Source organism: Bradyrhizobium sp. USDA 3650 (assembly GCF_054057395.1).
Window position 1 is genome coordinate 427,880 of record NZ_JBSRZG010000001.1, and the last position, 25,193, is coordinate 453,072.

Below are 25,193 nucleotides of genomic sequence, written 5' to 3' on the forward strand. Positions count from 1 at the left end.
GAGCGCATCGGCGGGATCAGAGGTGCCAAGGCGACTTTTGACCGCGGAAATTCGTCGTTCAACCTAAGCTAGAGGCGATCGCGGCCGTCCTAGTATTAACTAGTTCACAGAAACGGCCTGAATTTCCACGGATTCGTCGATCGAGACGGTGATGACGTGCTCAGCGATCGGGTCCGACGCTGTGTCTTTGCCGGGCAAGCACAGGCGCAGCGGCAATCCTCGTTGCCCGCTGGCGCAGGGTAACGCTCAATCCCACCGTGTCACGCGCGCGTGACAGGACCCTCAGTTCGCACGCGTCCAGGTCTGGCCGCCGCAGAACATGCCGCCGAAGGCGCAGCCCTGCACGCGCAGGCGATCGGTGCCCTTCAGCGCGATGGTTGAATCATAGGTCGAGCCGGAGTTCGGATCGAGGATGCGACCGGACCATTTCTGGTCCTTGTTCTGATCCTTGCCGGGCTTCATGTTGATCAGAACCTGCTCGCCATTCTGGTTCGATTTCGAATCGACCGAGTAGCCGCAGAGATTGCTGCCGCATTGCTCGATCCGGACCTTGCCTTCCTTCTCCTCGGTGAGCCAGACCCCGAGCGGTGAATTGAGGTCGCGCGTGGGCGCGGTAGCGGGAGCCGGCGGCGCGACGGCAGCCGACTGAACGGGGGCAGGCGCAGGCGCCGGGACGGGAGGCGGAGATGGCGCCGGAGGCGCCGCTGCGACGGTCGGGGCGGGCGGCGGCGGCGGTGCGGGCGGTACTGCGGCCACCGTCGGGGCAGCACTTGGGGCCGGCTGAGGCGGCGGCACAAGCGCGTCTTCGGCCGGAGCGTTGTTCGCCGTGGTGGCCGGAGGCGCCGGCGGGGCAGGAGGCGCGACGGCAACGGGAGCCTGGACGGGAGCCTGGACAGGGGTCTGCTCGGCCGCCGGGGGCGCCGTGACCGGTGCCGGGGCCGGCGCTGGATTGGCGGGCGCCTGCGGGGCAGCCTTGGCTTGTTGCGGTGCCTGCGGGTCCGATTTTGGAGCCCCCTTGGCATCGTTCTTGGTTTTCTTGGCCTTGCCCTGGCCGGTGTTGTCGTAGACGCCGGGGATTTGCACCGTGCCGCGGTCGGGATCGATGCGGATGGTGCGCCCGCCATAGTCGAAAGTGTACTGCGCCTGCGCAGCGGTGCTCGCCAAAAGGAATGCGGCCGTGGCCAACAGCTTCCTCATTTCGCATCTCCTGAAACAGGTGGTCCCCGCACCGACGCTTACGCCCCGGCTCGATCGCAAAAAGTGACCTAGATCACTGTCACCGTATGAGTCGTGCTCCGGCGGTTGCGGGTTCAATAACACCGGAGCGGGTCCAAAGTTTGGCCGGGGCAAGCGACAGGAGGACGTGGTCCTAGTCAAACCAGGCGGCGTAGATCTTCTTGTAGCTGCCGTCCTGCATGGAAATGTGCAGCCACTGGTCGACGAACGCCTTCAGCGCCATGTCGCGCTGGAGCCAATAGGCCTTCTCGGAGAAGTCGAACGGCTTGTCGGGATGCACCGCGCAGAGCACGCCTTGATGCTGCTTCTGCTGGTAGCGCGTCTCGGAGGCATCCGTCATCATCAGGTCTGCATTGCCCTTGGCGATCTCGTCGAAGATCACGGTATTGTCGGGGAAGACGGTGATATCGGCATCCTTGATGTTGGCACGCGCGAAGCGCTCGTTGGTGCCGCCGGGATTGACGATCACGCGGGTGCCCTTCTTGTCGATGTCGGTGATGCTCTGGTATTTGCCGACGTCGGCACAGCGCGCGATCGGCGTCTTGCCCTCGCGCATGATCGGCGTGGAGAAGAAGCCCTTCTTCTGCCGGTCGAGCGTGACCGAGACGCCGCCCATGGCGATGTCGAACTGATCGGCCTCGAAATCCTTCATCAGCTTCGGCCAGGCCGTCGGCACGAATTCGACCTTGACGCCGAGTGCCTTGCCGAGCGCCTCGGCCATGTCGACATCGAAGCCGTTGAACTGCTGCGTCGTCTTGTCGAGATAGGTGAAGGGCTTGTAGTCGCCGGTCATGCCGACGCGCAAAGTGCCGCGCTTGACGATCTCGTCGAGGCGGGACGGCGCCGTCTGCTGTGCGTGGGCCGAAAGGTTTGCCAGCAGGACCACGGCCAAGGTCGCCAAAATTCGACTGGTCATTCGAACGATCATCTCTTTTCCACCCATGCCCAAGCTGTCATTGTGCAGCTCTCGATGCCTGTCTTGAGGCCTGGATTTAGACCAGATGCCCGTCGCTGGCGAGGCGGAATTGAAGGGAATTTTGAAGTGGCGATCTCGATGCATGACGCCTCGGTCGGCGTCTTCGTGCCTTACTTGCGCAACCTGTCCGCACTGCTCGACAAGGGCGTTGCCTATGCCGAAGCCCGGAAGTTCAATCCGGCCGTCCTGCTCGGCATGCGCATCGCGCCCGACATGTACGATCTGGCGCAACAGATCGGCGAGGCCTGCCGCCATGCCACGGTCGCCGCGGCCTTGCTGGCCGACCGCGAGCCGGTGACGCTGCCGGTGCTGGAGCACGACATGGCCGGACTGCAGGCCCGCATCGCGACGTCCATCGAGTTCATCGAAAGCCTGCCGCGCGCGGAGATCGATGCCGCGGCGGAACGGAATGTCTTCTTCAGGCTGAAGAACGGGACCGAGTTGCCCTTCACCGGGCGGACGCTGCTGCTCACCTTCAGCATGCCGCAGTTCTTCTTTCACGTCACGACCGCCTACGACCTGTTGCGGCACGCAGGCGTCGAGCTCGTGAAAAAAGATTATCTCGGGCGACGATAAGCCGAACCGGCATCCACTTCGCGCGAAAACGCGCTAGGCTTCGCCCTTGCGCTCGTAATCGGCGAGCGAGCTGCGGCCGGCGATCTCGCTGCGCAGCTCTTCGAAGCGCCGATGAGCCTCGTCCTCGTGCGCGTCGACGAAATGCACCGCGGCTTCGCCGGTCATCGGGCCGCTGACCACGGGCACGGACTGCTCGCCGATGGTCTCGTGGACGTAGAACTGGCCGTCGTCGCCGCGATGGACCGTCCATTTCAGGCGGATCGCCACCATCGGCCCGGGGCCGACCTTGCTGTAGCCGTCGGCATCGGTGTGCTCCGGCACCAGCGGCTGCTCCTCGACCACCGGATGCTCGTCGACCACGGGGTGCTCGTCGGCGACGCCATGCTCACCGGCAACCACCATTTCGGTCACGGTGACGGTCTCGGTCTCGCGCACGGTCTCGGTCTCGCGCACGACGAGGACGGGTTCAGGGTGTTCCAGGATGCTGGCGATGGTCGCCAACGCGTGGTCGGTCGGGTCGATCTCTGACAAGGGTCCATCCTCCAGCTCGACGCGGCCGGCAAGTCTGTCCCACTGCCGCCGCGGTCGGACCTATTACGCGGGTTTGATTAAGGCTGAGTGAGGGCTCGATCTGCACCAAAATGGGACTCATTCTGGCGTTCCGAAGGCGGGCGGTTGATCGCCCGCCAACGCGCACCGCCCGCCCTGGAGATAGCTCAGCCCAGGACATCCTGATTGATGATGTTCTGCCGGATGGGATCGCCGTCCAGCACACTCAGGATGTTGCGCGCGGTCTGCTCGCTCATCCGGCTCACCGCCTCGACCGTGACGCCGGCGACATGCGGGGCCATGATGACGTTGGGCAGCGCGAACAGCGCGTTGCTGACCGGCGGCGGCTCGACCTCGAACACGTCGATGCCGGCACCGGCGAGCTTGCCCGAGACCAGCGCGTCATACAGCGCCGCTTCCTTCACGATGCCGCCGCGTGCGGTGTTGATGAGGTAGGATTTCGGCTTCATCCGGCCGATCCTGTCAGCATCGAACAGACCGACGGTCTCCGGCGTCTTCGGGCAGTGGATGGTGACGAAATCGGCGTGCGGCAGCGCGGCATCGAGATCGGCGACCGGCTCGCAGCCTGCTGCCTTGATCTCTGCGGCTGCCTTGTAGGGATCATAGACCTGCACATTCATGTCCATCGCCAGGCAGCGCTTGGCGATGCGGGTGCCGATGCGGCCGAAGCCGATGATGAGGACGGTCTTGCCGTAGAGGTCGAACGGCAGCATGCCGAGCCGATCGGCCCATTTGCCGTCCTTGACGCAGGCGTGCATCTCCTGCGCGCGTTTTGCCAGTGTCAGCATCATGAACAGCGCCTGCTCGGCGACCGAGGGCGAGTTCGCGCTGCCCGCGACCATCAGCGGCACCTTGCGGCGGGAGAGGGCGGGGACGTCGACGGCGTCGTAGCCGACCCCGATCCGGGTCACCACCTTCATGTCCTTTGAGGCTTCGAGCTCGGTCTCGCCGAACGCGGTGGCGCCGAGCGCCACGCCATGGACCGGCGCGTGGCTCTTCAGCAAAGCCTCGAAATCCCCGGCGGAGATCAGGTTCGGAAACTCGATGAGCTCGATGTCATCTCGCTGGGTGAGGAGGGCGCGTGCCCCTTTCGACAAAGTTTGCGTGACAAAGATTTTCTTCTTGTTGGTCGACATCGTCCCTACCTGCGCGAGTTTCTTGGCCGGCCGTCACAAGACGGCGCCGGTCGCCTCGTTTAGCAGGTGCATATTGTTGAGGTCCATCGCCAAACGCATGGGGCCCCCATCCTTGGCGCCCGCATTGGGATCGACACGGCCGCAGACGGGTGTGCCTTCCAGTCCGAAATAGACCAGCGTCTCCATTCCCATCGGCTCGGTGACGTCAAGCACGGTGTCGAAGGTCTCGACCCCCGGCTCCAGATGCGCATGCGATTCCGTGAGATGTTCGGGCCGGATGCCGAGCAACAGGTTTTCAGCTCGGGGCAGTGCGCTGTAATGGGCGGCGCGGGCCGGCGGCAACGGGAACGAGATGCGGTCCGTCAGGCGGACGTTGAGCTTGCCGCCGACGTCCTCGAGCCGGCACGGAATGAAGTTCATCGCCGGCGAGCCGATGAAGCCCGCGACGAAGCGCGTTGCCGGCTTGTGGTAGAGCTCGTTCGGGGTGCCGATCTGCTCGATCCGACCCTTGTTCATCACCACCACGCGATCGGCCAGAGTCATTGCCTCGACCTGGTCGTGGGTGACGTAGACCGTGGTGGTACGCACCTTCTGGTGCACCTTCTTGATCTCGATCCGCATCTGCACGCGCAGCTTGGCGTCGAGATTGGACAGCGGCTCGTCGAACAGGAAGACTTTCGGATTGCGCACGATGGCCCGCCCCATGGCGACGCGCTGGCGCTGGCCGCCGGAGAGCTGCTTCGGCTTGCGGTCGATCAGGTCGGTGATGTCGAGGAGGCGGGCGGCCTCCGTCACCCGCGCCTTGATCTCGGCCTTGGGGTAGTGCTTGAGCCGCAACCCGAACGACATGTTCTCCGCGACGGTCATGTGCGGGTAAAGCGCGTAGTTCTGGAACACCATCGCGATGTCGCGGTCCTTTGGTGGCACGTCGTTGACGACGTCCCCGCCGATCATGATGTCGCCGTCGGTGATGTCCTCGAGTCCCGCGATCATCCGCAACGTCGTCGACTTGCCGCAGCCGGAGGGGCCGACGAGCACGATGAACTCATGGTCTGAGATGTCGAGGTCGATGCCGCGCACCGCCTCGACGTCGTCGTAACGCTTGACCACCTTCCGCAACGCAACCTCAGCCATAAGACATCAACCCTTTGTCGCGCCGGCGGTCAGGCCGGCAATGTAATAGTCCATCAGGAAGGCGTAGATGACCAGCGGCGGGGCAGCGCCAAGCAGCGCGCCAGTCATGATCTGCCCCCAGTTGAAGACGTCACCCTTGATCAGCGTCGTGGTGATGCCGACCGGCAGCACGAGCTGGTCGATGGATGTCGTGAACACCAGGGGATAGAGGAACTGCGCCCAGGACACGGTGAAGGCGAAGATGGTCGCTGCGATCAGGCCGGGCAGGGCGACCGGGATGAAAATCCGGGTCAGAGTCTGGAGCCAGGAAGCGCCGTCGATGAGAGCCGCCTCGTCGAGCTCCTTCGGGATCGAGGCGAAATAACCGATCATGATCCAGGTGCAGAACGGCACGGTCAGCGTCGGATAGATGAACACCAGCACGTACCAGCGGTTGAGGAGAGTGATGCCGGTGACGTCCTGGACCACCGCGAGCATCTTGAACAAGGGAATGAACAGGAGGCTGTCCGGAATCAGATAGGTGAGAAAGACGCCGGTCGCGAGCGTCGCCGAGCCCCAGAACTTCATCCGCGCCAATGCAAACGCCGCCGGAATGCTGATCAGCATCGTCACGATCACGACCACGATCGAGATCATCGACGAATTCCAGAAGAATCGCAGGAACTGGTTCGAGGTCAACAGCTCGACATAGTTCGACAGGGTCGGATGAAATACCCACCACGGATTGGTGGCGGCCGAGATCTCCGCGCTGCTCTTGAGCGAGGTGATCAGCATGTAGATCGGCGGGATCAGGAAGAAGATCGCAAACAGCACCAGGAAAAAGTAGGACCAGCGCAGCGCCCAGGTGCGGTCGCGGCTCATGCTTCGAAGCTTGACCTTGCGTGTCGGTCCGGCCTTGTCGATTGCGAGCGTGCTCATCAGGCTTCGTTCCCGCGTTTGTTGACATCACGCAGGATGAAGACCGCTGCGACGGCGAGGATTGGCACCATGAACAGCGAGACGCAGGCGCCGAGGGGAATGTCGCTGCTCTGGATGCCGACCTGGAACGCCCAGGTGGCGAACAGATGCGTCCGGTCCAGCGGACCGCCGGAGGTGAGGATGCGCACGATGTCGAAATTGGCGAAAGTGACGATCAGCGAGAACAGCGTGGTGATGGCGATGATGTTGCGCATCATCGGCAAGGTGATGTGCCAGATCTTCTGCCACCAATTGGCGCCGTCGATCGCCGCGGCTTCGTAGAGCTGGTCGGGTACGGATTTCAGCGCGGCCAGGTACATGATCAGGAAGAACGGCGCGCCGTACCAGACGTTGACGAGAATGACGGAGAAGCGCGCCCAGAAGGTGTCACCGAGCCACGGGATGGGACCGATGCCGAAGAACGACAGCGTATAGTTGAAGGCACTGTAGGAGGGGTCGAACAGCCACAGCCATGCCAGCGTGCTCATCGCCGGCGGGATCACCCAGGGCACCAGCAGCATGCCGCGCCATTTACGTTGCTTCTTGCCGGGAATGTTGTGGACGAAATGCGCGACGATGAAGCCGATCAAAGCCTTGAAGACCACGGCGGTAATCGCAAAAATGCAGGACTGTCTCACCACCATCCAGAACGTTTCGCGCTTGAACAGGAAGGTGAAGTTGCTGAGGCCGACGAACTTCGTCATCGCCTTGTTGAGCGTCGCCAGGTAGACCGAATAGAAGGCGGGATAAAGCACGAGCAGGGCGATCAGGAGGATCAGCGGCAGCGTCAGGAAGAACGCGACGGTCGATTTCCGTCCCATTGCATTGCGCAGGCTCGCCCGTTTGCGTGGGCTTGCAGCTCGAGCGAGACGGCCTTGCTCAACGACGACATCGGCCATGAATTTAGCCTCTTTTGCAGGACACGTAGCAGGACATCTGGAGCGGGAAGCCGGCGCAGCCGTCGGCTTCATTCGGCAAGCGGATCGAGCGAGGGGTGCCTCGGCGGCTCACGCGCGAAGCGTGAACCGCCATGGCACATACCCGGCTCAGGTCCGCATGAAGCCTTCGCACTCGCCTTCGGCCCAGGCGAGCGCGGTTTCCAACTTCTCTCCTTGCGCAAAGCGCAGCGCCATCTTGGTCAGCGTCGCCTGGAAGTAGATCTGCTGGGCGATCTTCGGCGGCGCCGGAGACGCGGCGATCGACATCGTCTGCTGCTTGTAGGGATCCGGATAGTGGAAGAGCGTGCCCTTCGGCGGCCCTTCCTCGGCCCAGGTCTTGAACTTCGTCATGTTCGCGTAGGCCGGCAGATCGTAACCGCCGCTCGCCGCGACGAACTTCTCGATCGCCGCTGGCGAGGACAGGTGAACGAGCAAGCTCTTGGCCGCTTCCTTGTTCTTGCCAAAGGCCCAGACGCCCCAGAAGTACGGCAGGAAGGGTGCAAAACGTCCCTTCGGACCGGACGGAAAGCCGTGCGTCCAGCACTGTTCGGCGACTTGCGGCGCGTCGCGCTTGGCGACCGCCCAGGCACTCGGCGGATTCAGGATCATCGCCCCGCGGCCCGAGATCAGCCATTTGTTGTTGGAGGCATCGTCCCAGGACGGCGCGTCGGTGGGCAGGACGGCGATCAGCTTCTTGTAGAATTCGAGCGCCTGCCGCACTGCGTCGGTCTTGACGGTGATATCGCCCTTGGCGTTGACGAGCTCGGCGCCGAACGACTGGAAGATCGCGCCGGCGGTGTCGACGCTGTCGGTGGTCTCGCCGAGACCTATGCCGAAGGGGAAGCCGGCCTTGTGGCAGGCCTCGGCCGCCTTCAGGAACGTCTCCATGGTCCAGTTGTCCGCCTTCGGCGGACCGCCGGCCGGATACATCTCCTGCACGTCGATGCCGGCGTGTTTCTTCATCAGATCTATGCGGGAGCAGGGGCCTTTGATCTGGCTTCCCGGCGTCGCGGGCACTGCGAGCCATTTGCCGCCCGACCGCCCGAGATATTTGACGGTGTCGTTCACCTCGCCGTTCTGCTTGATGAGCGGCTCCATGACGTCGTTGAGCGGTTCGAGATTCTCGGAATAAGCGTGCGGCCACCAGCTCGGCATCTGGAGAATGTCGTGACCGGACTTGGCCTGGGCTTCGGCCGCCGCCGTCAGCTCGATCTTCTTGTTGTTGCTGGTGATGTAGTCGATCGAGACTTCGACCTTCTCCCTCTCGCCCCATTCCTTGACGAGCGCGGTGGAGGCATCGTTGGCGCCGGGCACCCAGTGGTCCCAGAAGCCGATCGAGAGCTTGCCGGCGGCGTAAGCGCCTCGGACATAGGGCGCCGCGATCAGCGCCGTGGAGGACATTGCAGTGGCAGCCACAAATTGACGTCGCGTCAGTGTCTTGCGTGACATCTCGTTTCCTCGCTTGGGTGTTTTATTGTTCTGGCGTTTCCTCTGAACTCTTCCGAGTTCTACTTTTGATTTTCTGTTTGAAAGTTTCTTGTTCGACGTTTCTTATTGATGCCGTCGGCTTCGAAGGCAAATTGGTAGCGCGATCAGATCATGATTGGTTGCGTCTGTCGAGAAAACCGAACGGCTTGCGCCTAGAACTAACGTTGTGTCCGGGAAGGCGGCAGCGCTCTCGACGTCATGCGCGGGCCATGAACCAAGATCGGTCATTTTGCGACGCACACTTTGCGCGGACCCGCCCGGTCGATGCATGCGCAATTACGCCGCAGTTTCGAATAAGCCTGCATAAGCGCCTCGCGCCAAACACTTTTCGGGCGTGGATAGCAATTGTCGGTGGCTAGACCTCGAAGCGGTGAAAACGATAGAGTTGCAACTGGCGGGTGGTTCTCACCCCCAACGGCCTAATCAGATCGAGATGGAGACCAGAATGATCAACCCGGCGCCGCTCGCGCGGCTTAACCTGCGACGATGGTTCGCGCTGGGATCCGTTTTCGTGTTGCTGCTCGGCGCAGCCGCGGTGGCGAACGCTCAAGGCCTGGTCAAAGGGGTTCAGGAAGGAGCGGCGGCCGGGAACAAGGCGGCAGGTCCGGTCGGCGGCGTGCTCGGCGGCGCGATCGGCGGTGTGGTCGGCGTTTTCACCGGCGTGCTCGGTGTTGGCAATAATGGCAATCAGGCGCCCGCCGCCAAGGATCCGAGCAAGGATTCGAGCAAGGACGCTGCCAAAGACGCCAAGCAGGGCGCCGGCAAGGACAAGGATGCCAAGAGCGCCAAGGCTGGCAAGGGCGCCAAGGCGAGCAAGGAGGCGAAGAACGTGCCGCAGGACAAGGATGTCACGGTCCTCACCCAGACCGGCGCGCCGCAATTGACCGCCGACCAGATCGTCACCAACAGCGACTCCTATATCGAGCGGATCAAGACCGAACTGAACCTCACGCCCGACCAGGAGAAGCACTGGTACGGCTTCTCGAGCGCCATGCACTACCTCGGGCATAACGGTGCCGAGCGGCTCAACCTGCGGGTCGCGCGCGCCAAGCGGGATCCACCCGACGACATCGTCGAGCAGATGCGCAACGAGGCCCAATTCCTCATCGACCGCGCCGCCGACCAGCGCAATGTCGCCGACGCCGCCGAGCCCCTCTATTCGAGCCTCGATGACAAGCAGAAGCAGGTGTTCGTACAGGAGATGGTGCGGCTCAGCCACGAACGAGGACTGGATTGATCAAGTTGAATCGGATCGGGCGCGCCTACGTTAAGGGCCCCCGCCACGAATTCGTGAATCCTCTTCGCGATTCGGTTATGATTAGCTTCGGAAGCTGATGGCGGGGTTGATATGGCGGACGGACTCTCCGTTTTCCTGGTCGAAGACGAGACGTTGATCCGGATGATGATGACGGACATGGTGGAGGAACTCGGCCACCACGTCATCGCGGAAGCGGATAATGTCCGGGACGCCAGCGCGTTCGCCATGACCGCGCAGTACGATCTTGCGATCCTCGATATCAATCTCAAGGGCCTCTACGTCGATCCGGTTGCCGATCTGATCGAGCGTCGCGGCAAGCCGTTTCTGTTCGCGACGGGCTACGGGCCGGAGCTGCTGCCGTCCTTGCTCCGGCGACGGCCGATCCTGCGCAAGCCGATTTCGATCGATCAGCTTAAGGCGATGATCGATTCGATGTTTCCGGAAGCGCTAGCGAAGACGCCGCACTGAGACCAAAATAAAAATGGCCGCCCGTCAGGGGCGGCCATTCGCGACGGAATTCGTCGCTGTCTCACATCAGGCCGGCGCCGAGATCGATGCCGCGCGCCATCAGGCCGAACGAGGCGACCAGGCCCGTGCAGCAAAACAGCAAGATGGTCTTGAACGAAGAAAACGAAGATTCGGCCAAACGCGTTTCGATGGTGGCCGGCATCGCGGCGATCGAAATCATGCTCATGTTCATTCCCCCCTTTGTTGCTCCTGAATTGCATCAGGTGAGGGAACTTCTAGAGCAAAAAGTTTGACGCGAGCTTTCGAGGGATCGTTAACGAAATGGCAATTGATGCCGCGCTTTCGGGCACCGTAGCGCAATCACTCGGTTTACTGGCGCCCGTTCTTCAGCACGGTAGCGATAGTGTGGGCCGTCATGGCGGCGCGGTCCGAAGCGCGCTGGGCGGCGAGGCGGTCACGCGCCTTTTCCTCGATCAAGAGCTCGATCAAGGCCAGCCGCTTGCCATCGTCGTCCGCCTCGAGCAGCAGGCGGTGATAGCGGTGATAGTCGAAACCTAGATCCTGCTTACGCATGTCACGCCCCCGCAACTACGCCACACACACAAGCCAGGATTGTTTCTCATCCGGGACGTGCGCGCAAGCACGATCCCGCGTCGAGCGGGCGTGCCGTGCAATCAGCTGTGCATGACTGGAACCCGCGGACGGAGGCGCGCGCCGTTAAGGCTGGTTGTGCTCGGCGAACATCTTGAGGCCGAGGAAACTCGCATCAGGTTTCGTGACCAGTCTGGTCGGGATGTTGCGGAGATAGTCCTGGAAGCGTCCCTTGGCTTCGAAGCGCGCCCGGAATGCGGAGGCTGCAAGGAACTCCGGAAAGCGCGGCACGATTCCGCCGGCGATATAGACGCCGCCGCGGGCGCCGAAGGTCACCGCGAGATTGCCCGCGACCGAGCCGAGGATGGCGCAAAACATATCCAGCGTGGCGTGGCTGAGCTCGCAACTGCCTTCCAAGGCAGCCTTCGTGATGGCAGCGGCATCGCGATGCGGCACTTGCGCGCCTTCCACCTCGGCCAGCGCCTCGTAGAGGCTTTGCAGGCCCGAACCGGACAATGCGCCACGCTCGATGGAGACATGGCCGAGGCGTCGGCGCAGGCACGCGATCACGCGTTCCTCGCGCTCGTCCTCCGCCGGCAGGGTCGCGTGTCCGGCCTCGGTGACGACGGCCAGCCGTGAGCCGTGGCGCTCGACCAGGCAGGAAACGCCAAAGCCGGTTCCGGGTCCGACCACCAGCAACGGCTCTCCGGGAAGGCCATCCTGTCCGCCGAGCGGAATCAGGTCGGCGGGCTGCAAGGCGGGCAGGGACCAGGCCACCACCTCGAAATCGTTGAGAACATGGACGCTGTCGAAGCCGAGGGCGGGCTGAAGCTCGTTGCCGTCGATGACCCACGGGCTGTTGGTCATGACGCAGCGGTTGTTGGTCACCGGCCCCGCGACGGCCAGCACGGCCCTTGGGGGCGTTTTGCCGTCTGAGCGACGCGCGAGAACATCGGCAATGGCTTCCCGGACGGTCGGGAAGTCTGCCACTTTGACGTAATCGATCGGTCCGGTCTCATCGCCCTGACTGAGTGCGAAGCGCGCATTGGTGCCGCCGATATCGGCGAGAAGAATCTGTCCTGTCTTGCCGATGGTCATGTGCGTGTGGCTACCGCGGCCTTTCGGGCTGCGGGAACCGCTTCCTCCGCTCTATCCGATCGCAAAATGCGAACGGCTTTCAGAATCCGCCCCCGGGTGGATCTAGTCAACACGCATCAGCCCAAACCGTTGCATCCCGGGGCCGACGGGGTGCATTCGCGCAGACCCCCGCACCGCTTCTGTGGTTGCGAAGCAGCGCGGGAAGATCGACACTGGAGACGTGCCTTCGGCGCCGGTCGCGCGGGATGGCCTGGAATGGACCATGCGATGAAGCTTTCCGACCGCGACGTGCTGCTGATCATCGACGTGCAGAACGATTTTTGCACCGGCGGGGCGCTCGCCGTGCCCAGGGGCGAGACGGTCGTCCCCGCCATCAATCGGATCGCCCAAAAATTCGCCAATGTGGTGCTGACCCAGGACTGGCATCCCCGCGATCATGTCTCCTTTGCGCCGAACCATGCCGGCAAACAGCCGTTCCAGACCATCGCGCTCGACTACGGCGCCCAGGTGCTCTGGCCGAGCCATTGCGTCCAGGGCACGGCGGGCGCCGAATTTCATCGCGATCTCGACGTCACCCGCGCAAGCCTGGTGGTGCGGAAGGGGTTTCGGCGCGGCATCGATTCCTATTCGGCGCTGTTCGAGAACGACAAGAAAACGCCGACCGGCCTGCTCGGATATTTGCGCGAGCGCGAGTTGAAGACGATCTTCGTCGTTGGCCTCGCGCTCGACTTCTGCGTCCGCTTCTCGGCGGAGGATGCCCGCAAGGCGGGGTTCGAGGTCGCCGTCATCGAGGACGCCTGCCGCGGCATCGATCTCGACGGCTCGGTGGCCGCGACCCATCAGAGTTTTCGGGAGCGCGGCATTTCGCTCGTCAGCTTCGAGGCCTTCCTGTGAGGACCGTGAGATAGCCATGGCAGAGAAGACCGGCAAACAGCAGCGCGCACCGGGCCCGGTCCCGGATGACCCGCTGCTGTGGCCGTTCGCTGCGGCTCGGCTTGCGATGGATGCCTGCTTCGGATGGCTCGAGCGGGGTCCGCCGGAGCAAGCCGACAGCAGCCTGCCGTGGACCACGCCCAACTCCGTCGCGCTGGAGCTTGCGACCATGCGCCTGCGCAATTGCACGCGGACCGAGTCCGGCCAGCCGGCACTGGTCTGCGCGCCCTATGCGCTGCACCGGGCTCTGATCGCCGACTTCGCCCCCGGCCATAGCGTGGTGCAGTCCCTGCAAAATGGCGGCATCGACCGGGTCTACCTCACCGACTGGCGCTCGGCCGCACCCGACATGCGCTATCTCTCGATCGACAGCTATCTCGGCGATCTCAACGTCGCCATCGACGAGATCGGCGCGCCGGTCGATCTCGTCGGCCTGTGCCAGGGTGGCTGGCTGTCGCTGCTCTATGCGGCGCGCTTTCCCACCAAGGTGCGGCGGCTGGTGCTGGCAGGCGCGCCCGTCGACCTCTCGATCGACTCCAGGCTGTCGCAGCTCGCCCGCAACGCGCCGGAGATGGTCTATGACCAGCTCGTCGCGCGCGGCGGCGGCAATGTCAGCGGCGAAGAGATGCTGCGGGTCTGGTCGAAGGCGCCGAGCCGCGACGACATCGCGACGGCGCTGCAGAGCGACCTCTCCGGCGAGGAAGGTGCGGCGCTGCTGGCACGCTTCGAGCGCTGGAATGCCGAGCCTCTCAATCTGCCCGGTGCCTATTATCTCGAGATCGTCAATTGGATTTTCCGGGAGAACCGGATCGCGCGCGGCCAATTCACGGCACTCGGCCGCGTGGTTGATCTGAAGGACGTCAAGGCGCCGGTCTTCCTGCTGGCCGGGCTCGATGACGACGTCGTGCCGGCTGCGCAGGCGCTCTCAACCGCCGGCTTGCTCGGCACACCACCGGCCTTCATTGCGGCGGTCTCCGAGCCCTGCAACCATCTTGGCCTGTTCATGGGCGCGCGGACCCACGCCCATGCCTGGCCCCGGATCGCCGAATGGCTGCGCGACGATCTGCCCGGCATGCTGGTGCGCAGAGCCTGACACTGCCCCCAAGGGAAGGGCCGGGCGCCGGGCAGCGAAGCTGCAAATCCGTTATGCATGCCGTTGAATGGCCTGCACGGGGCCATGTCGATGGGTTAAATGGAGTCCAGAGCTGGCGGAGGCCGGTCGCGACGAGACAAAGGGACTGTGCTCGATGAGTTTCCACTCGATCTATGCCCACGGATTTGCGCGCGTGGCGGCCTGCGTCACCACCTCTCATGTGGCCGATCCCACCGCCAACGCGACTGCAGTTCTGGCGGCGGCGAAGGACTGCCACGAGCAGTCGGTGGCGGTTGCCGTGTTTCCCGAGTTGTGCCTGTCCGGCTATGCGATCGAAGATCTCGTGAAGCAGGACCCGCTGCTCGATGCGGTCGAGCGCGGGCTCGTGGCCATCGTCGAGGCATCCTCGTCCCTGATGACCGTCCTGATCGTCGGCGCGCCGCTGCGCTTTGGCAATCGCATCTACAATTGCGCGGTCGTCATCCATCGCGGCAAAGTCCTCGGCGTCGTGCCCAAGAGCTACCTGCCGACCTATCGCGAATTCTACGAGGGACGGCATTTCGCCTCCGGCGCCGGCATTGTCGGAGAGATGGTCGCCTTTGGCGGGCTGCATGCCCCGTTTGGCGTCGACCTCCTGTTCGCGGCCGAGGACGTTCCGGGCCTGACCGTCGGCGTCGAGATCTGCGAGGACATGTGGATCCCGGTGACGCCGGCCTCCGAGCTCGCGCTCGCGGGTGCGAGCGTGCTGATCAATCTCTCGGGCAGCCCGATCACCATCGGCCGCGCCCGCTCGCGCGCGCTCTTGTGCCAATCGACGTCGGCGCGCTGCCTCGCGGCCTATGTCTATTCCGCGGCCGGAGCAGGGGAATCGACCACGGATTTGGCCTGGGACGGCCAGACCTCGATCTACGAGAACGGCGTGCTGCTGGCCGAAGGTGAGCGGTTCCGGCAGGGCGGCCAGATCACGCTGGCTGATGTCGATCTCGACCTGCTCAGGCAGGAACGCGCGCTGATGGGAACCTTCGACGACAACCGCCGGCAGCGCGAGGCCTTCTTCCGGAAGGTCAGCTTTGCCCTGAAGCCGCCGGCCGCCGATATCGGCTTCCTGCGCAAGGTCGAGCGCTTTCCGTTCGTGCCGAGTGACGAGAGCCTGCTCGAGCAGGACTGCTATGAGGCCTACAACATTCAGGTCGCCGGCCTCGTCCAGCGCATGCGTGCGACCGGGACCAAGCGCGTCGTCATCGGCGTCTCGGGCGGGCTCGATTCCACACATGCTTTGATCGTCGCCGCCAAGGCCGTCGACCTTCTTGGGCTGCCGCGGGAGAACATTCTCGCCTACACCATGCCCGGCTTTGCCACCGGCAGCGAGAGCAAGACCAATGCGCTGGCGCTGATGAAGGCGTTGCGGACGAGTTGGCAGGAGCTCGACATTCGCACCACGGCGACGCAGATGCTGAAGGACATCGGCCATCCCTTCGGCAAGGGCGAGAAGGTCTACGACGTCACGTTCGAGAATGTTCAGGCGGGCCTGCGCACCGACTATCTGTTCCGGCTCGCCAACCACAATGGCGGCATCGTCATCGGCACCGGCGATCTCTCCGAGCTCGCGCTGGGCTGGTGCACCTACGGCGTCGGCGACCAGATGGCGCACTATAACGTCAACGCCGGGGTGCCGAAGACGCTGATCCAGCATCTGATCCGCTGGGTGATCGCTTCCAAGCAGTTCAGCGACGACGTCAATCGGACGCTTGGCTCGATCCTGGTTGCCGAAATCTCGCCCGAACTGGTTCCGGTCGAGCCCGGCGAGAAGCCGCAGAGCACGGAAGCCTCGGTTGGTCCCTACGAGCTCCAGGATTTCAACCTGTTCTACACGCTGCGTTTCGGCATGCGGCCGTCCAAGATCGCGTTCATGGCACTGCAGGCGTGGAAGGACGTCGCCCAGGGCGAGTGGCCGCCGGCATTCCCGGCCGATAGGCGCAAGGCCTACGATCTCAAGGAGATCCGCCGCTGGCTGGAGGTGTTCGTGCGCCGCTTCTTCGCCTTCAGCCAGTTCAAGCGCTCGGCGATGCCGAACGGACCCAAGGTTTCGGCCGGCGGCTCGTTGTCGCCGCGCGGTGACTGGCGCGCGCCGTCGGATTCGAGCGCTGCGGCGTGGCTTGAAGATCTCGAGCGGAATGTGCCGGTTTGAACAGGAGATGAGCGATGTCGGCCGGCGATGGGCCCGTGCAGGGCGCCAACCCACAGAAGGTCCTCAACGGCCTCTACATCTTTGAGATCGAGATGCGCGACGGCAAGCGCGGCCAGGCCAAAGGCGTCGTCGTGCTCTGCGACGGCCGCATCATGGGCGGCGACAGCTATTTCTACTACACCGGCAGCTACACCTTCCGGAACGGGAAATGGCGCGGCGATATGACCGTCAATCAGCACACCGAGGCCGTCGGCAAGCCACTCGCGTTCGGCGGCAGGGAGGTGAGCTGCGGCTTTTCAGGCGACTACTCCGCCGACGGCGCCGAGGTCGAAGGCATGGCGCTGGTTGGCAAGACCAGCGTGACATTCACGGCGCGGCTCACGCTGAAGGACGCCATGTGAGACCCGCCTGAGATGTGAGACCGGCGTGATCGGCCCTCGTTCCTGATCAGGAACCTTCGCACCCACAGAACGTTCGCGTCTGTTGTTGCGAATTTCCGAGGAGAGGGACCATGCGCAAGCACTTGATGTTATCGACCGCAGCTATCGGACTGATGCTTGCTTCCGGCTTCGCCTACGCCCAGGCGCCCGGTGAGCGAAGGGACGAACCGAGACGGACCGAGGAGCCGGCGAAGGGCGCTGCGCCGCAGCGCGGCGGCGCCCAGGAGCACGTTCAAGAGCGCGCGCAGGGCGCCCAGGAGCGATTGCAGGGCGCTGGCCGCGAGGAGAAGGGCGGCGCTGCCAGGCAGGACGCGAGTGACGACAAGCGCCAGCCGGCCAGTTCTGCCGAGCGCAACCAGCCGAAGTCGAAGGATCAGGCGCAAGAATCCCGCGAGCCCTCCCGCGATCGCAACCGTGAGGCGGAGAGCCCGAAACCGGGACGCGACAGCAAGAGCAGCGCCGAGACGAAGCAAGACAAGTCCGCGCCGCAGAAATCAACCGCGGAGTCCGAGAAGTCCAAGTCCGGCACGTCTAGCCAGCAGAACGAGCGCGCTGGCACCGCGGCCAACCAGAACGAGCGCAACCAGACCCAGCCGCCGCGCAACGCGGCCGAGCAGCAGCCGGCGCAACAGAACAACCGACCGGCCACCGCGACCGACACAAACCGCACGGCCCCGACCAACAACGCGCAGACCGCGCCTGCCAATTCGGGCACGCAGACCAACCAAGCCAATCAGACCACCCAGACCAATACGCAGACCAATCAGCAGACCCAGGTCACGTCCGAGAAGCAGGTGCGGATCTCCGAAACGGTGAGCCGCGCACGCCTGGCGGAGCCGGAGCGTAATCTGAACATTTCGATCCGGGTCGGCGAGACCATTCCCTCGCGCGTGCGCCTTCACAGGCTTCCGCCCGAGATCGTCGCGATTGAGCCCGAATATCGAGACTACGAATATTTCGCGACCGGTGACGACGTCGTCATTGTGGAGCCGCGGACGCATCGCATCGTCAGCCAGGTGCCTCGCGATCCATCGCGAGCCCGTGCCCAGATGAGCGGCGGCACCTCATCGAGCATGACGGCGGCCGGGGGCAGCAACGTAAACTGCCAGATCATGCGGCGTGACGCCTCGGGCAATGTGGCCCAGGCAGAACCCTCCACCGTAGGCTCGACCGCGCGAACCGATTCTCTGAGCGTGACTGTCCAGATGCCCGGCGGCGGCTCGTCCGCGCCGATCGCCCTCGGTGCTCCCGCGGGCAACATCGTGGTGGCGACGCAAGGGCAGGGCGACTGCACGGTGACGATCGAGCCGCAGACGCGCTAGCACCGAAAGAAAAACGGGCTGAAACGACTTCGCGCCGCACGGCTGATCAAGCCGGCGGCGCGAAATCACGTTCAATCTAGAAAGTCCCGAGGTCCGGAGTGCCTAGGAGTCCGGACCTCGTAACCTTGCCCCAGCCTTTGATCCCCCCGCCCCATGTGGTCCCCCAACCCCATGTAGCGCGATCAGAGGGTGATGCCCTTGGAAGGCCGCCGATCGATGTCCCGCGATGTACGCGACATCGCAATAGGATTCCATTCCGGATCACTACGGATTTAATCGCGCTTGATCCGAGCGCGGATGCATGCGTCTGCACGCACTGCACTCGCCGCTGCCTGAATTCGATGCACGCGATCGGGGGATGTCCACATCTCCTCAGCGCTTCGGAACCTGCATTTCACCGGCCTGTCATTGAACTGGTCTAGCGCTGCCCCCGTCATTGTTGACGGCCGAGGAGCAAGCCATGTCGAAGCCGGTACTGGGCGCCGCATTGTCCATTAAATCGATCCCTGCGCATCGCGACTGGCTTCTCGAACGGCAGCGCGATCTCGAAATTCAGGATTTCTTTCGCGCGGACTTGCTCGACGGCGACTGGCGAAGTGCTGCTAGCGAAATCAAGCAGATGCTCTCAGGTCACACCGGCCGGCTCGGCATCCACGGACCGTTCTGGGGCTTCGCCATCGGTAGCCACGACCCGATGATCCGCCAAGTCGTAACGAAACGCCTGCTTCAGGGCCTCGAAGCAACCGAGTTTCTCGGCGCGACGCAGATGGTGATCCATTCGCCGTTCACGACCTGGGACCACAACAACCTCGACCTCTATCCGGATAATCGCGGCAATCTCGTCGAGCGCGTCAAGGCGACACTCGCCGAGGTGATCGTGCGCGCCGAAACCATCGGCTGCGAGATCGTCATCGAGAACATCGAGGACAAGGATCCGCGCGATCGCGTGCGTCTCGCCAAGGCGCTCGAAAGCAGCAAGGTGCGCGTCTCCCTCGACACCGGGCATGCCAACTACGCGCATGTGTCCACCGGCGCGCCGCCGGTCGACTACTATGTCGAGACCGCCGGCGACATGCTGGCGCATGTGCATCTCCAGGATACCGACGGCTTTGCCGACCGGCATTGGGCGCCGGGCGAGGGCAATATCCCGTGGGTCGCAGTGTTCCGCGCGCTGGACCGGCTGAATTCCAACCCCCGGCTGATCCTCGAACTTCGCAATCACGACGACGTCCGCGCCGGCGCAGCGCATCTCACAGCACTCGGTCTCGCCGAATAACCGCATCATCCAGGGCAGGGGTTCCCGTCATGAGCAAGCTTACCCGTCGCACCATCCTGAAATCCGGCGGCGCTGCCGCAAGCACATTGCTTCTGCCGCGTTTTGCCATCGCGCAGGCCGACAACCGTCCTTCGGTGACGATTGCCGTTCAGAAGGTGACCAATTCGAAACGTGCTCGACGTGCTGCGCGAGCAGTCCAATGTCGGCGAGCGCGTGTTCTTCTCGTCGATCTGGGAAGGCCTGATCTCCAAGAACTGGCGCGGCAGCCTTGAGGCCGTGCCGGGGCTTGCCACCGAGTGGCGCCGCATCGACGACCAGACTGTCGAGGTGAAGCTGCGCCAGGGCGTCAAATTCCACAATGGAGACGAGCTGACGGCGGAGGACGTCGTCTTCACGTTCAGCCGCGAGCGCATGTTCGGCGAGACCGAGGCCAAGAGCCGCAGCACCATCCAGGCTTTCGAGAAAATCCCGACGCCGCGGCCGGGCAAGGAGCTGCCGCCGGACGTTCCAGCGGTCGCACGCCGGATCTGGCCGGATCTCGTCCGCGTCGATGCCGTCGATAAGTACACGGTGCGCTTCTACAACGCGACGCCCGATGTCACGATCGAGGGGCGGTTGTCGCGCTACGGCTCAGATATCGCGAACCGCCGCGCCTGGGCTGAATCCGCGAGCTATCTCGACTGGGCGCGCAAGCCTGTTACCACCGGGCCCTACAAGGTCGTCGGACTCAAGCCCGACGTGTCGCTGACGCTCGAAGCGCACGACGAATATTGGGGCGGCCGTCCACCGCTCAAGCGCATTCGCTTCCTCGAGGTCCCGGAGGTCGCGAGCCGCATCAACGGCCTGTTGTCGGGCGAGTACCAGTTCGCCTGCGACATCCCGCCAGACCAGATCGCCGGCATCGAGAAGAATTCAGCCTTTGAAGTGCAGGGCGGTACCATCCTCAATCATCGCCTGACCGTATTCGACAAGAACCACGCCCAGCTCGCCAATCCGCTTGTAAGGCGCGCCTTCACCCATGCGGTCGACCGCCAGGCCATCGTCGACAGTCTGTGGGCCGGGCGCACCCGCGTCCCGAAGGGCCTGCAGTGGGAGTTCTACGGCGACATGTTCAATGCCGACTGGAACGTGCCGGCTTACGATCCCAAGCTGGCGCAGGACCTGCTGAAGCAGGCCAACTACAAGGGCGATCCCATTCCCTATCGCCTGCTCAACAATTACTACACCAACCAGGTCGCGACGGCGCAGGTGCTGGTCGAGATGTGGAAGTCGGTCGGCCTCAACGTCCAGATCGAAACCAAGGAGAACTGGTCGCAGATCATGGAGCGTGCGCCGACCCGCGCGGTCCGCGACTGGTCGAACTCGGCCGCCTTCAACGATCCGGTGTCGTCGCTGGTTGCCCAGCACGGCCCCAACGGCCAGCAGCAGCAGATCGGCGAGTGGACCAATGCCGAGCTGAACACGCTCTCGGAGTTCCTGGAAACCTCGATCGATCGTGCCGCCCGCAAGAAGGCGTTCCGCCGCATGCTGGAGATCGCCGAGCGCGAAGACCCGGCCTATACGGTGCTGCACCAGAACGCGACCTTCACGGCCAAGCCGAAGTCGATCAAGTGGAAGGCCTCGCCGGCCTTCGCGATGGATTTCCGCGCCGGCAATTTCGAGGCCTGATCGGTGGCGCCGCTGATCAGCATCAAGGACCTCAGCGTCGCCTTCCAGGGCGTGCCAGTCCTGCGCGGTGTCGATCTCGCCTTGCACAAGGGCGAGGCGCTTGGCCTCGTCGGCGAGTCCGGATCGGGCAAGTCGGTGACGTGGCTTGCGGCACTCGGCCTGTTGCCGCGGAATGCCCGCGTCTCGGGCTCCGTTCGTCTCGATGGTCGCGAGATCCTTGGTGCGCCCGCCGCCGAGCTCGACCGTATCAGGGGCGGGCGCGTCGCCATGATCTTCCAGGATCCCGCGAGCGCACTCAATCCGGTGCTGACCATCCGCCAGCAGCTCTGCGAGTCCTTGGCGCTGCATCGCAATCTGTCGGGCGGCGCGGTGAAAGCGGAAGCGCGGCGGCTGCTCGATCTCGTCGGCATTCCCGACGCGGCGCGCAGGCTCGAAGCCTATCCGCACGAGTTTTCCGGCGGCCAGGTCCAGCGCATCATGATCGCGATGGCGCTCGCCGGAAATCCCGACCTGCTGATCGCGGACGAACCGACCACGGCGCTCGACGCTACGATTCAGGCGCAGATTTTAGAACTGCTCTCGACTATCCGCCGCGAGATGGGCATGGCGATGGTCCTGATCAGCCACGATCTCGGCGTGGTCGCGGAAAACTGCGACCGCGTCGCCGTGATGTATGCCGGCCGCATTGTCGAGCAGGCGCCGGCGAACCAGCTCTTCGCCGATCCCGTCCATCCTTATGCGCAGGGCCTGATCGGCGCGCTGCCGCCGCTCGACGGACCGAGGCGCCGTCTGACCGCCATTCCCGGAACGGTACCGGATCCCGCGAGGATGCCTGATGGCTGCGCATTCGCGCCGCGTTGTGCGCTGGCAGAAGAGGCGTGCGGCATTGTGGCTCCAAGCCTCGCGCCGATCGCGGCGGATCGCGCCGTGGCCTGCGTTCGCGCCGAGGCTTCGCGTCGCGCGCTGCTCGGGATTGCCGCCGAATGAGCCGTCCGCTCGTCGAAGTCTCCTCGATTTCGCGCAGCTATAGCATGCGCTCCGGGATGTTCGGCCGAAGTGCCGCCGTGCATGCGGTCGATGGCGTGTCGCTGACGGTCCGCAAGGGCGAAACGCTAGGCCTCGTCGGCGAGTCCGGCTCGGGAAAGTCGACCACCGGCCGCGTCGTGCTCGGCCTCGAGCCGCCGGACCATGGCGAGGTGCGGTTCGACGGCAAGCCGATGGCCACGCCCGGAACGTCCGCATGGCGTGCGCAACGCGCGCACATGCAGATGATCTTTCAGGATCCGCTCGGGGCGCTGGACCGGCGGTTGCCGGTCGCCGCCCAAATCCGTGAGCCCCTGGACATTCACGGCCTCGGGACGCCCCTCGAGCGCGAGGAGCGGGTCCGCGAATTGCTGCGCGCGGTCGAACTGACACCCGCACATGGTGCGCGCTATCCGGGCGCGCTCTCCGGCGGACAGCGCCAGCGCATCGTGCTGGCGCGGGCGCTGGCGACCAAGCCGGATTTTCTCGTCTGCGACGAGCCGGTCAGCGCGCTCGACGTCTCGATCCAGGCGCAGGTGGTGAATTTGCTCGCCGATCTCCAGGCGCAGCTTGCGCTGACCTTGCTCTTCATCAGCCACGATTTGCGGGTTGTCCGGCAGATCAGCAATGTTGTGGCCGTGATGTATCTCGGCCGCATCGTCGAGATCGGGTGCGCCGATGATCTGTTCGCGCGGCCGGAGCACCCGTATACCCAGGCACTGGTCTCGGCATCGCCCGCGCCGGGCCGCCGCAGCGCAGGCCGCATCGTGCTGGCAGGCGATCCGCCGAACCCGGCGGCGCGTCCCCAGGGCTGCGCCTTCCATCCGCGCTGCCCGCGCGCGATCGCGCGTTGTGCAAGCGAGGTGCCAGCGCTGTCGAACGTCGGTGGCGACAGGCAGGTCGCCTGCCACCTTGTGGCGGGGCCGCAAGTCGAGACGCGGGACGCGGCCTGATGGGACGCTATTTCGCCATTCGGATCGGACGCGCGGCGTTGACGATCGTGCTCGTCGTCACCTTCGCCTTCGTGGTACTGCGTCTCTCGGGCGATCCCGCGCTGATGATTTTGGGACCGGAAGCGCCGCCGGAAGTCCTCGCCGCCTTCCGCAGGGCGTGGGGCCTCGATGATCCCATCTGGTTTCAGTATCTCGATTATTTTGGCGCGATCGCCAAGGGCGAGCTCGGCCGTTCCATGCGTGACGGCCGGCCCGCGATCGAGCTTGTGCTGGAGCGCATTCCGGCAACGCTGGCGCTGACGCTGCCGGCCTTCGCATTCAAGGTCGCGCTCGGCATTCCCGCCGGCATCTACGCCGCGCTGCACCGGGGCTCCGGAATCGACCGCGCGGTGATGATGACGGCGGTCGCCGGCTTCACCGTGCCGAGTTTTGTGCTGGCGTTGCTGCTCGTGCTGGTCTTCGCCGTGCAACTCGGATGGCTGCCCTCGGGCGGGCAGGACAGCTGGCGTCACGCCATCCTGCCGATCGTGACACTCAGCCTTGGCGGCGCCGCGGTGCTGGCGCGCTTCACTCGGAGCGCCATGCTGGAGGTGCTGGGCCAGCCCTATATCCGCACCGCCTCGGCAAAGGGCGTGCCGTGGCGAAAAGTCGTGACGTCGCATGCGCTGCCCAACGCGGCGATTCCGACAGTCACCATTCTGGGCTTCATGGTGGGCACGCTGATCGCGGGCGCGGTCGTGGTCGAGAGCGTGTTTTCGTGGCCGGGGGTAGGGCGCCTGCTTGTCGTCGCCGTCGCCAACCGCGACCTCGCCGTCGTGCAGTGCATTCTGTTGCTGGTGGCGATGACGATGGTCACCTCCAACCTGATCGTCGACTTCCTCTACGGCTTCCTCGACCCGCGGCTGCGCGCCAAGGGGGCGCACGCATGAAGAGAGCGCACGCATGACGGACACCACGCTGAAGGACGCGTCTGTCCGCCGCCGCATGAGCCTCCCGGCGATCCCGGTCTCGGTCGCCATCGCGATCGGCTGGATCGTCGCGATGCTGGTGATCGCGGCCTTCGCCGAGAAGATCGCCCCTTACGGCTATACCCAGCTCGACCTGCGCAATCGTCTCGCTGCACCCGGCAATGTCGCACACTGGCTCGGCACCGACGAGCTCGGCCGCGACGTGCTGTCGCGGCTGCTCGTCTCGATCCGCATCTCGCTCCTGATCGCCTTCGGCGCGACGGCCATTTCAGCCATTGTCGGCACCACGCTCGGCTTCCTCGCCGCGCATTTCCGCGGGCCCGTCGAGCAGCTCGTGCTGATGCTCTCCGACTTCCAGGCCAGCATGCCCTTCCTGATCATGGCGCTCGCGGTGCTCGCCTTCTTTGGCAACTCGCTGCCGCTCCTGATCGGCCTGATGGGATTTTTCGGCTGGGAGCGCTACGCCCGTATCGCGCGGGGCCTTGCCATTTCCGCCAATGCGCAAGGCTATGCGGCGGCGGTCCGCCAGCTCGGCGCGAGGCCGGCGCGAATTTACCTCCGGCATATCCTGCCCAACATCGCCTCGACCCTGATCGTGTCGACCACGCTGGTCTTTCCCGAGGTGATCCTGATGGAGTCGGGCCTGTCCTTTCTCGGCCTCGGCGTGCAGCCGCCGATGACCAGCCTCGGCAACATGGTCGGCTACGGCCGCGAGTACCTGACCCGGGCGCCCTGGATCATGCTGGCGCCGGCCACCACCATCGTGGTGACCACGCTGGCGGTCTCGGTGATCGGCGACTGGCTGCGCGACCGGCTCGATCCCGAGCTGCAATAATTCCGTCATGGCCGGGCTTGTCCCGGCCATCCACGACCTTTTCCGTATCAAGAACGTGGATGCCCGGG

24 protein-coding genes and 1 pseudogene are annotated in these 25,193 nt (G+C 64.4%); 14 read left to right on the top strand and 11 right to left on the bottom strand.

From position 1 onward, the window contains the following. Positions 1 to 282: 282 nt before the first annotated feature. Together ACVIN2_RS02070 and ACVIN2_RS02075 are read right to left on the bottom strand one after the other, a co-directional pair. Positions 283 to 1,197 (bottom strand): DUF2147 domain-containing protein, encoded by a 915-nt coding sequence (locus ACVIN2_RS02070; RefSeq protein WP_456764303.1) that lies wholly within the window; start codon positions 1,195 to 1,197, stop codon positions 283 to 285. A 172-nt stretch (positions 1,198 to 1,369) separates the two neighbouring features. Further along, positions 1,370 to 2,152 carry a transporter substrate-binding domain-containing protein gene (locus ACVIN2_RS02075; RefSeq protein WP_456764304.1) on the bottom strand — a complete coding sequence of 261 codons (783 nt, stop codon included), beginning with the start codon at positions 2,150 to 2,152 and terminating at the stop codon, positions 1,370 to 1,372. 138 nt (positions 2,153 to 2,290) lie between these two features. On the opposite strand from ACVIN2_RS02075, the gene ACVIN2_RS02080 reads away from it, so the two are divergent. After that, positions 2,291 to 2,788: a DUF1993 domain-containing protein gene (locus ACVIN2_RS02080; protein ID WP_456769628.1), complete on the top strand. Its 498-nt coding sequence runs from the start codon at positions 2,291 to 2,293 to the stop codon at positions 2,786 to 2,788. A gap of 33 nt (positions 2,789 to 2,821) precedes the next feature. Here the strand turns inward: ACVIN2_RS02080 and ACVIN2_RS02085 are convergent, their stop codons facing one another. The 6 genes from ACVIN2_RS02085 to ACVIN2_RS02110 form a co-directional block, all read right to left on the bottom strand. Next, positions 2,822 to 3,319, bottom strand: a complete 498-nt coding sequence (locus ACVIN2_RS02085) for a hypothetical protein (protein ID WP_027566977.1) — start codon at positions 3,317 to 3,319, stop codon at positions 2,822 to 2,824. Between the two features lie 185 nt (positions 3,320 to 3,504). Continuing rightward, positions 3,505 to 4,494 (bottom strand): hydroxyacid dehydrogenase, encoded by a 990-nt coding sequence (locus tag ACVIN2_RS02090; RefSeq protein ID WP_456764305.1) that lies wholly within the window; start codon positions 4,492 to 4,494, stop codon positions 3,505 to 3,507. 33 nt (positions 4,495 to 4,527) lie between these two features. Beyond that, positions 4,528 to 5,628, bottom strand: coding sequence for an ABC transporter ATP-binding protein (locus tag ACVIN2_RS02095; protein ID WP_456764306.1), 1,101 nt, complete (start codon positions 5,626 to 5,628; stop codon positions 4,528 to 4,530). 6 nt (positions 5,629 to 5,634) lie between these two features. Beyond that, positions 5,635 to 6,546 (bottom strand): carbohydrate ABC transporter permease, encoded by a 912-nt coding sequence (locus tag ACVIN2_RS02100; protein WP_018457902.1) that lies wholly within the window; start codon positions 6,544 to 6,546, stop codon positions 5,635 to 5,637. Beyond that, complete coding sequence (locus ACVIN2_RS02105) at positions 6,546 to 7,484, bottom strand: carbohydrate ABC transporter permease (RefSeq protein WP_354047776.1); 939 nt, start codon at positions 7,482 to 7,484, stop codon at positions 6,546 to 6,548. Before ACVIN2_RS02105 ends, ACVIN2_RS02100 begins: the two co-directional genes overlap by 1 nt. A gap of 147 nt (positions 7,485 to 7,631) precedes the next feature. After that, complete coding sequence (locus tag ACVIN2_RS02110) at positions 7,632 to 8,972, bottom strand: ABC transporter substrate-binding protein (protein WP_456764307.1); 1,341 nt, start codon at positions 8,970 to 8,972, stop codon at positions 7,632 to 7,634. A 484-nt stretch (positions 8,973 to 9,456) separates the two neighbouring features. On the opposite strand from ACVIN2_RS02110, the gene ACVIN2_RS02115 reads away from it, so the two are divergent. Together ACVIN2_RS02115 and ACVIN2_RS02120 are read left to right on the top strand one after the other, a co-directional pair. Then, positions 9,457 to 10,248 (top strand): Spy/CpxP family protein refolding chaperone, encoded by a 792-nt coding sequence (locus ACVIN2_RS02115; RefSeq protein ID WP_456764308.1) that lies wholly within the window; start codon positions 9,457 to 9,459, stop codon positions 10,246 to 10,248. 111 nt (positions 10,249 to 10,359) lie between these two features. Then, positions 10,360 to 10,737 (top strand): response regulator, encoded by a 378-nt coding sequence (locus ACVIN2_RS02120; protein ID WP_456764309.1) that lies wholly within the window; start codon positions 10,360 to 10,362, stop codon positions 10,735 to 10,737. 61 nt (positions 10,738 to 10,798) lie between these two features. Here the strand turns inward: ACVIN2_RS02120 and ACVIN2_RS02125 are convergent, their stop codons facing one another. The 3 genes from ACVIN2_RS02125 to glk form a co-directional block, all read right to left on the bottom strand. Beyond that, positions 10,799 to 10,963 (bottom strand): hypothetical protein, encoded by a 165-nt coding sequence (locus tag ACVIN2_RS02125; RefSeq protein ID WP_456764310.1) that lies wholly within the window; start codon positions 10,961 to 10,963, stop codon positions 10,799 to 10,801. Positions 10,964 to 11,106: 143 nt separating this feature from the next. Next, positions 11,107 to 11,310 carry a hypothetical protein gene (locus tag ACVIN2_RS02130; protein ID WP_007590943.1) on the bottom strand — a complete coding sequence of 68 codons (204 nt, stop codon included), beginning with the start codon at positions 11,308 to 11,310 and terminating at the stop codon, positions 11,107 to 11,109. Between the two features lie 144 nt (positions 11,311 to 11,454). Continuing rightward, entirely contained in the window at positions 11,455 to 12,426 is a 972-nt protein-coding gene (gene glk / locus ACVIN2_RS02135) for a glucokinase (RefSeq protein ID WP_456764311.1), read from the bottom strand. Positions 12,427 to 12,681: 255 nt separating this feature from the next. Between glk and pncA the strand changes: the two genes are divergently transcribed. The 11 genes and pseudogenes from pncA (at position 12,682) to ACVIN2_RS02190 (ending at position 25,125) form a co-directional block, all read left to right on the top strand. Then, the gene (gene pncA / locus ACVIN2_RS02140) at positions 12,682 to 13,320 is read left to right on the top strand and encodes a bifunctional nicotinamidase/pyrazinamidase (RefSeq protein ID WP_456764312.1); all 639 of its coding nucleotides are present in this window, start codon (positions 12,682 to 12,684) and stop codon (positions 13,318 to 13,320) included. 16 nt (positions 13,321 to 13,336) lie between these two features. Continuing rightward, the gene (locus ACVIN2_RS02145) at positions 13,337 to 14,452 is read left to right on the top strand and encodes an alpha/beta fold hydrolase (protein ID WP_456764313.1); all 1,116 of its coding nucleotides are present in this window, start codon (positions 13,337 to 13,339) and stop codon (positions 14,450 to 14,452) included. A gap of 154 nt (positions 14,453 to 14,606) precedes the next feature. Then, the gene (locus tag ACVIN2_RS02150) at positions 14,607 to 16,640 is read left to right on the top strand and encodes an NAD(+) synthase (RefSeq protein ID WP_456764314.1); all 2,034 of its coding nucleotides are present in this window, start codon (positions 14,607 to 14,609) and stop codon (positions 16,638 to 16,640) included. 14 nt (positions 16,641 to 16,654) lie between these two features. After that, entirely contained in the window at positions 16,655 to 17,041 is a 387-nt protein-coding gene (locus ACVIN2_RS02155; protein WP_456764315.1) for a GrlR family regulatory protein, read from the top strand. Positions 17,042 to 17,151: 110 nt separating this feature from the next. Continuing rightward, positions 17,152 to 18,402, top strand: coding sequence for a DUF1236 domain-containing protein (locus ACVIN2_RS02160; RefSeq protein WP_456764316.1), 1,251 nt, complete (start codon positions 17,152 to 17,154; stop codon positions 18,400 to 18,402). A 460-nt stretch (positions 18,403 to 18,862) separates the two neighbouring features. Continuing rightward, positions 18,863 to 19,678: a sugar phosphate isomerase/epimerase family protein gene (locus ACVIN2_RS02165; protein WP_456764317.1), complete on the top strand. Its 816-nt coding sequence runs from the start codon at positions 18,863 to 18,865 to the stop codon at positions 19,676 to 19,678. Positions 19,679 to 19,707: 29 nt separating this feature from the next. Beyond that, positions 19,708 to 21,346, top strand: a pseudogene (locus tag ACVIN2_RS02170) (ABC transporter substrate-binding protein). 3 nt (positions 21,347 to 21,349) lie between these two features. Continuing rightward, positions 21,350 to 22,333 carry an ABC transporter ATP-binding protein gene (locus ACVIN2_RS02175; protein WP_456764318.1) on the top strand — a complete coding sequence of 328 codons (984 nt, stop codon included), beginning with the start codon at positions 21,350 to 21,352 and terminating at the stop codon, positions 22,331 to 22,333. After that, on the top strand, positions 22,330 to 23,322 hold the full coding sequence (locus ACVIN2_RS02180; RefSeq protein ID WP_456764319.1) for an ABC transporter ATP-binding protein: 993 nt from the start codon (positions 22,330 to 22,332) through the stop codon (positions 23,320 to 23,322). Before ACVIN2_RS02175 ends, ACVIN2_RS02180 begins: the two co-directional genes overlap by 4 nt. After that, the gene (locus ACVIN2_RS02185; RefSeq protein ID WP_456764320.1) at positions 23,322 to 24,251 is read left to right on the top strand and encodes an ABC transporter permease; all 930 of its coding nucleotides are present in this window, start codon (positions 23,322 to 23,324) and stop codon (positions 24,249 to 24,251) included. The genes ACVIN2_RS02180 and ACVIN2_RS02185 overlap by 1 nt, the downstream gene beginning before the upstream one ends. Positions 24,252 to 24,264: 13 nt before the next feature. Further along, entirely contained in the window at positions 24,265 to 25,125 is an 861-nt protein-coding gene (locus ACVIN2_RS02190; RefSeq protein ID WP_456764321.1) for an ABC transporter permease, read from the top strand. Positions 25,126 to 25,193: the final 68 nt, after the last annotated feature.

What these genes read in the sequence shown, in the direction of transcription:
- ACVIN2_RS02080 (WP_456769628.1), top strand. Translation starts at nt 2,291, where the DNA reads ATGCATGACGCCTCGGTCGGCGTCTTCGTGCCTTACTTGCGCAACCTG.
- ACVIN2_RS02075 (WP_456764304.1), bottom strand. Translation starts at nt 2,152, where the DNA reads ATGACCAGTCGAATTTTGGCGACCTTGGCCGTGGTCCTGCTGGCAAAC.
- ACVIN2_RS02150 (WP_456764314.1), top strand. Translation starts at nt 14,607, where the DNA reads ATGAGTTTCCACTCGATCTATGCCCACGGATTTGCGCGCGTGGCGGCC.
- ACVIN2_RS02155 (WP_456764315.1), top strand. Translation starts at nt 16,655, where the DNA reads ATGTCGGCCGGCGATGGGCCCGTGCAGGGCGCCAACCCACAGAAGGTC.
- ACVIN2_RS02115 (WP_456764308.1), top strand. Translation starts at nt 9,457, where the DNA reads ATGATCAACCCGGCGCCGCTCGCGCGGCTTAACCTGCGACGATGGTTC.
- ACVIN2_RS02095 (WP_456764306.1), bottom strand. Translation starts at nt 5,628, where the DNA reads ATGGCTGAGGTTGCGTTGCGGAAGGTGGTCAAGCGTTACGACGACGTC.
- ACVIN2_RS02190 (WP_456764321.1), top strand. Translation starts at nt 24,265, where the DNA reads ATGACGGACACCACGCTGAAGGACGCGTCTGTCCGCCGCCGCATGAGC.
- ACVIN2_RS02070 (WP_456764303.1), bottom strand. Translation starts at nt 1,197, where the DNA reads ATGAGGAAGCTGTTGGCCACGGCCGCATTCCTTTTGGCGAGCACCGCT.
- ACVIN2_RS02110 (WP_456764307.1), bottom strand. Translation starts at nt 8,972, where the DNA reads ATGTCACGCAAGACACTGACGCGACGTCAATTTGTGGCTGCCACTGCA.
- glk (WP_456764311.1), bottom strand. Translation starts at nt 12,426, where the DNA reads ATGACCATCGGCAAGACAGGACAGATTCTTCTCGCCGATATCGGCGGC.
- ACVIN2_RS02130 (WP_007590943.1), bottom strand. Translation starts at nt 11,310, where the DNA reads ATGCGTAAGCAGGATCTAGGTTTCGACTATCACCGCTATCACCGCCTG.
- ACVIN2_RS02165 (WP_456764317.1), top strand. Translation starts at nt 18,863, where the DNA reads ATGTCGAAGCCGGTACTGGGCGCCGCATTGTCCATTAAATCGATCCCT.
- pncA (WP_456764312.1), top strand. Translation starts at nt 12,682, where the DNA reads ATGGACCATGCGATGAAGCTTTCCGACCGCGACGTGCTGCTGATCATC.
- ACVIN2_RS02125 (WP_456764310.1), bottom strand. Translation starts at nt 10,963, where the DNA reads ATGAGCATGATTTCGATCGCCGCGATGCCGGCCACCATCGAAACGCGT.
- ACVIN2_RS02160 (WP_456764316.1), top strand. Translation starts at nt 17,152, where the DNA reads ATGCGCAAGCACTTGATGTTATCGACCGCAGCTATCGGACTGATGCTT.
- ACVIN2_RS02105 (WP_354047776.1), bottom strand. Translation starts at nt 7,484, where the DNA reads ATGGCCGATGTCGTCGTTGAGCAAGGCCGTCTCGCTCGAGCTGCAAGC.
- ACVIN2_RS02100 (WP_018457902.1), bottom strand. Translation starts at nt 6,546, where the DNA reads ATGAGCACGCTCGCAATCGACAAGGCCGGACCGACACGCAAGGTCAAG.
- ACVIN2_RS02120 (WP_456764309.1), top strand. Translation starts at nt 10,360, where the DNA reads ATGGCGGACGGACTCTCCGTTTTCCTGGTCGAAGACGAGACGTTGATC.
- ACVIN2_RS02180 (WP_456764319.1), top strand. Translation starts at nt 22,330, where the DNA reads ATGAGCCGTCCGCTCGTCGAAGTCTCCTCGATTTCGCGCAGCTATAGC.
- ACVIN2_RS02145 (WP_456764313.1), top strand. Translation starts at nt 13,337, where the DNA reads ATGGCAGAGAAGACCGGCAAACAGCAGCGCGCACCGGGCCCGGTCCCG.
- ACVIN2_RS02185 (WP_456764320.1), top strand. Translation starts at nt 23,322, where the DNA reads ATGGGACGCTATTTCGCCATTCGGATCGGACGCGCGGCGTTGACGATC.
- ACVIN2_RS02090 (WP_456764305.1), bottom strand. Translation starts at nt 4,494, where the DNA reads ATGTCGACCAACAAGAAGAAAATCTTTGTCACGCAAACTTTGTCGAAA.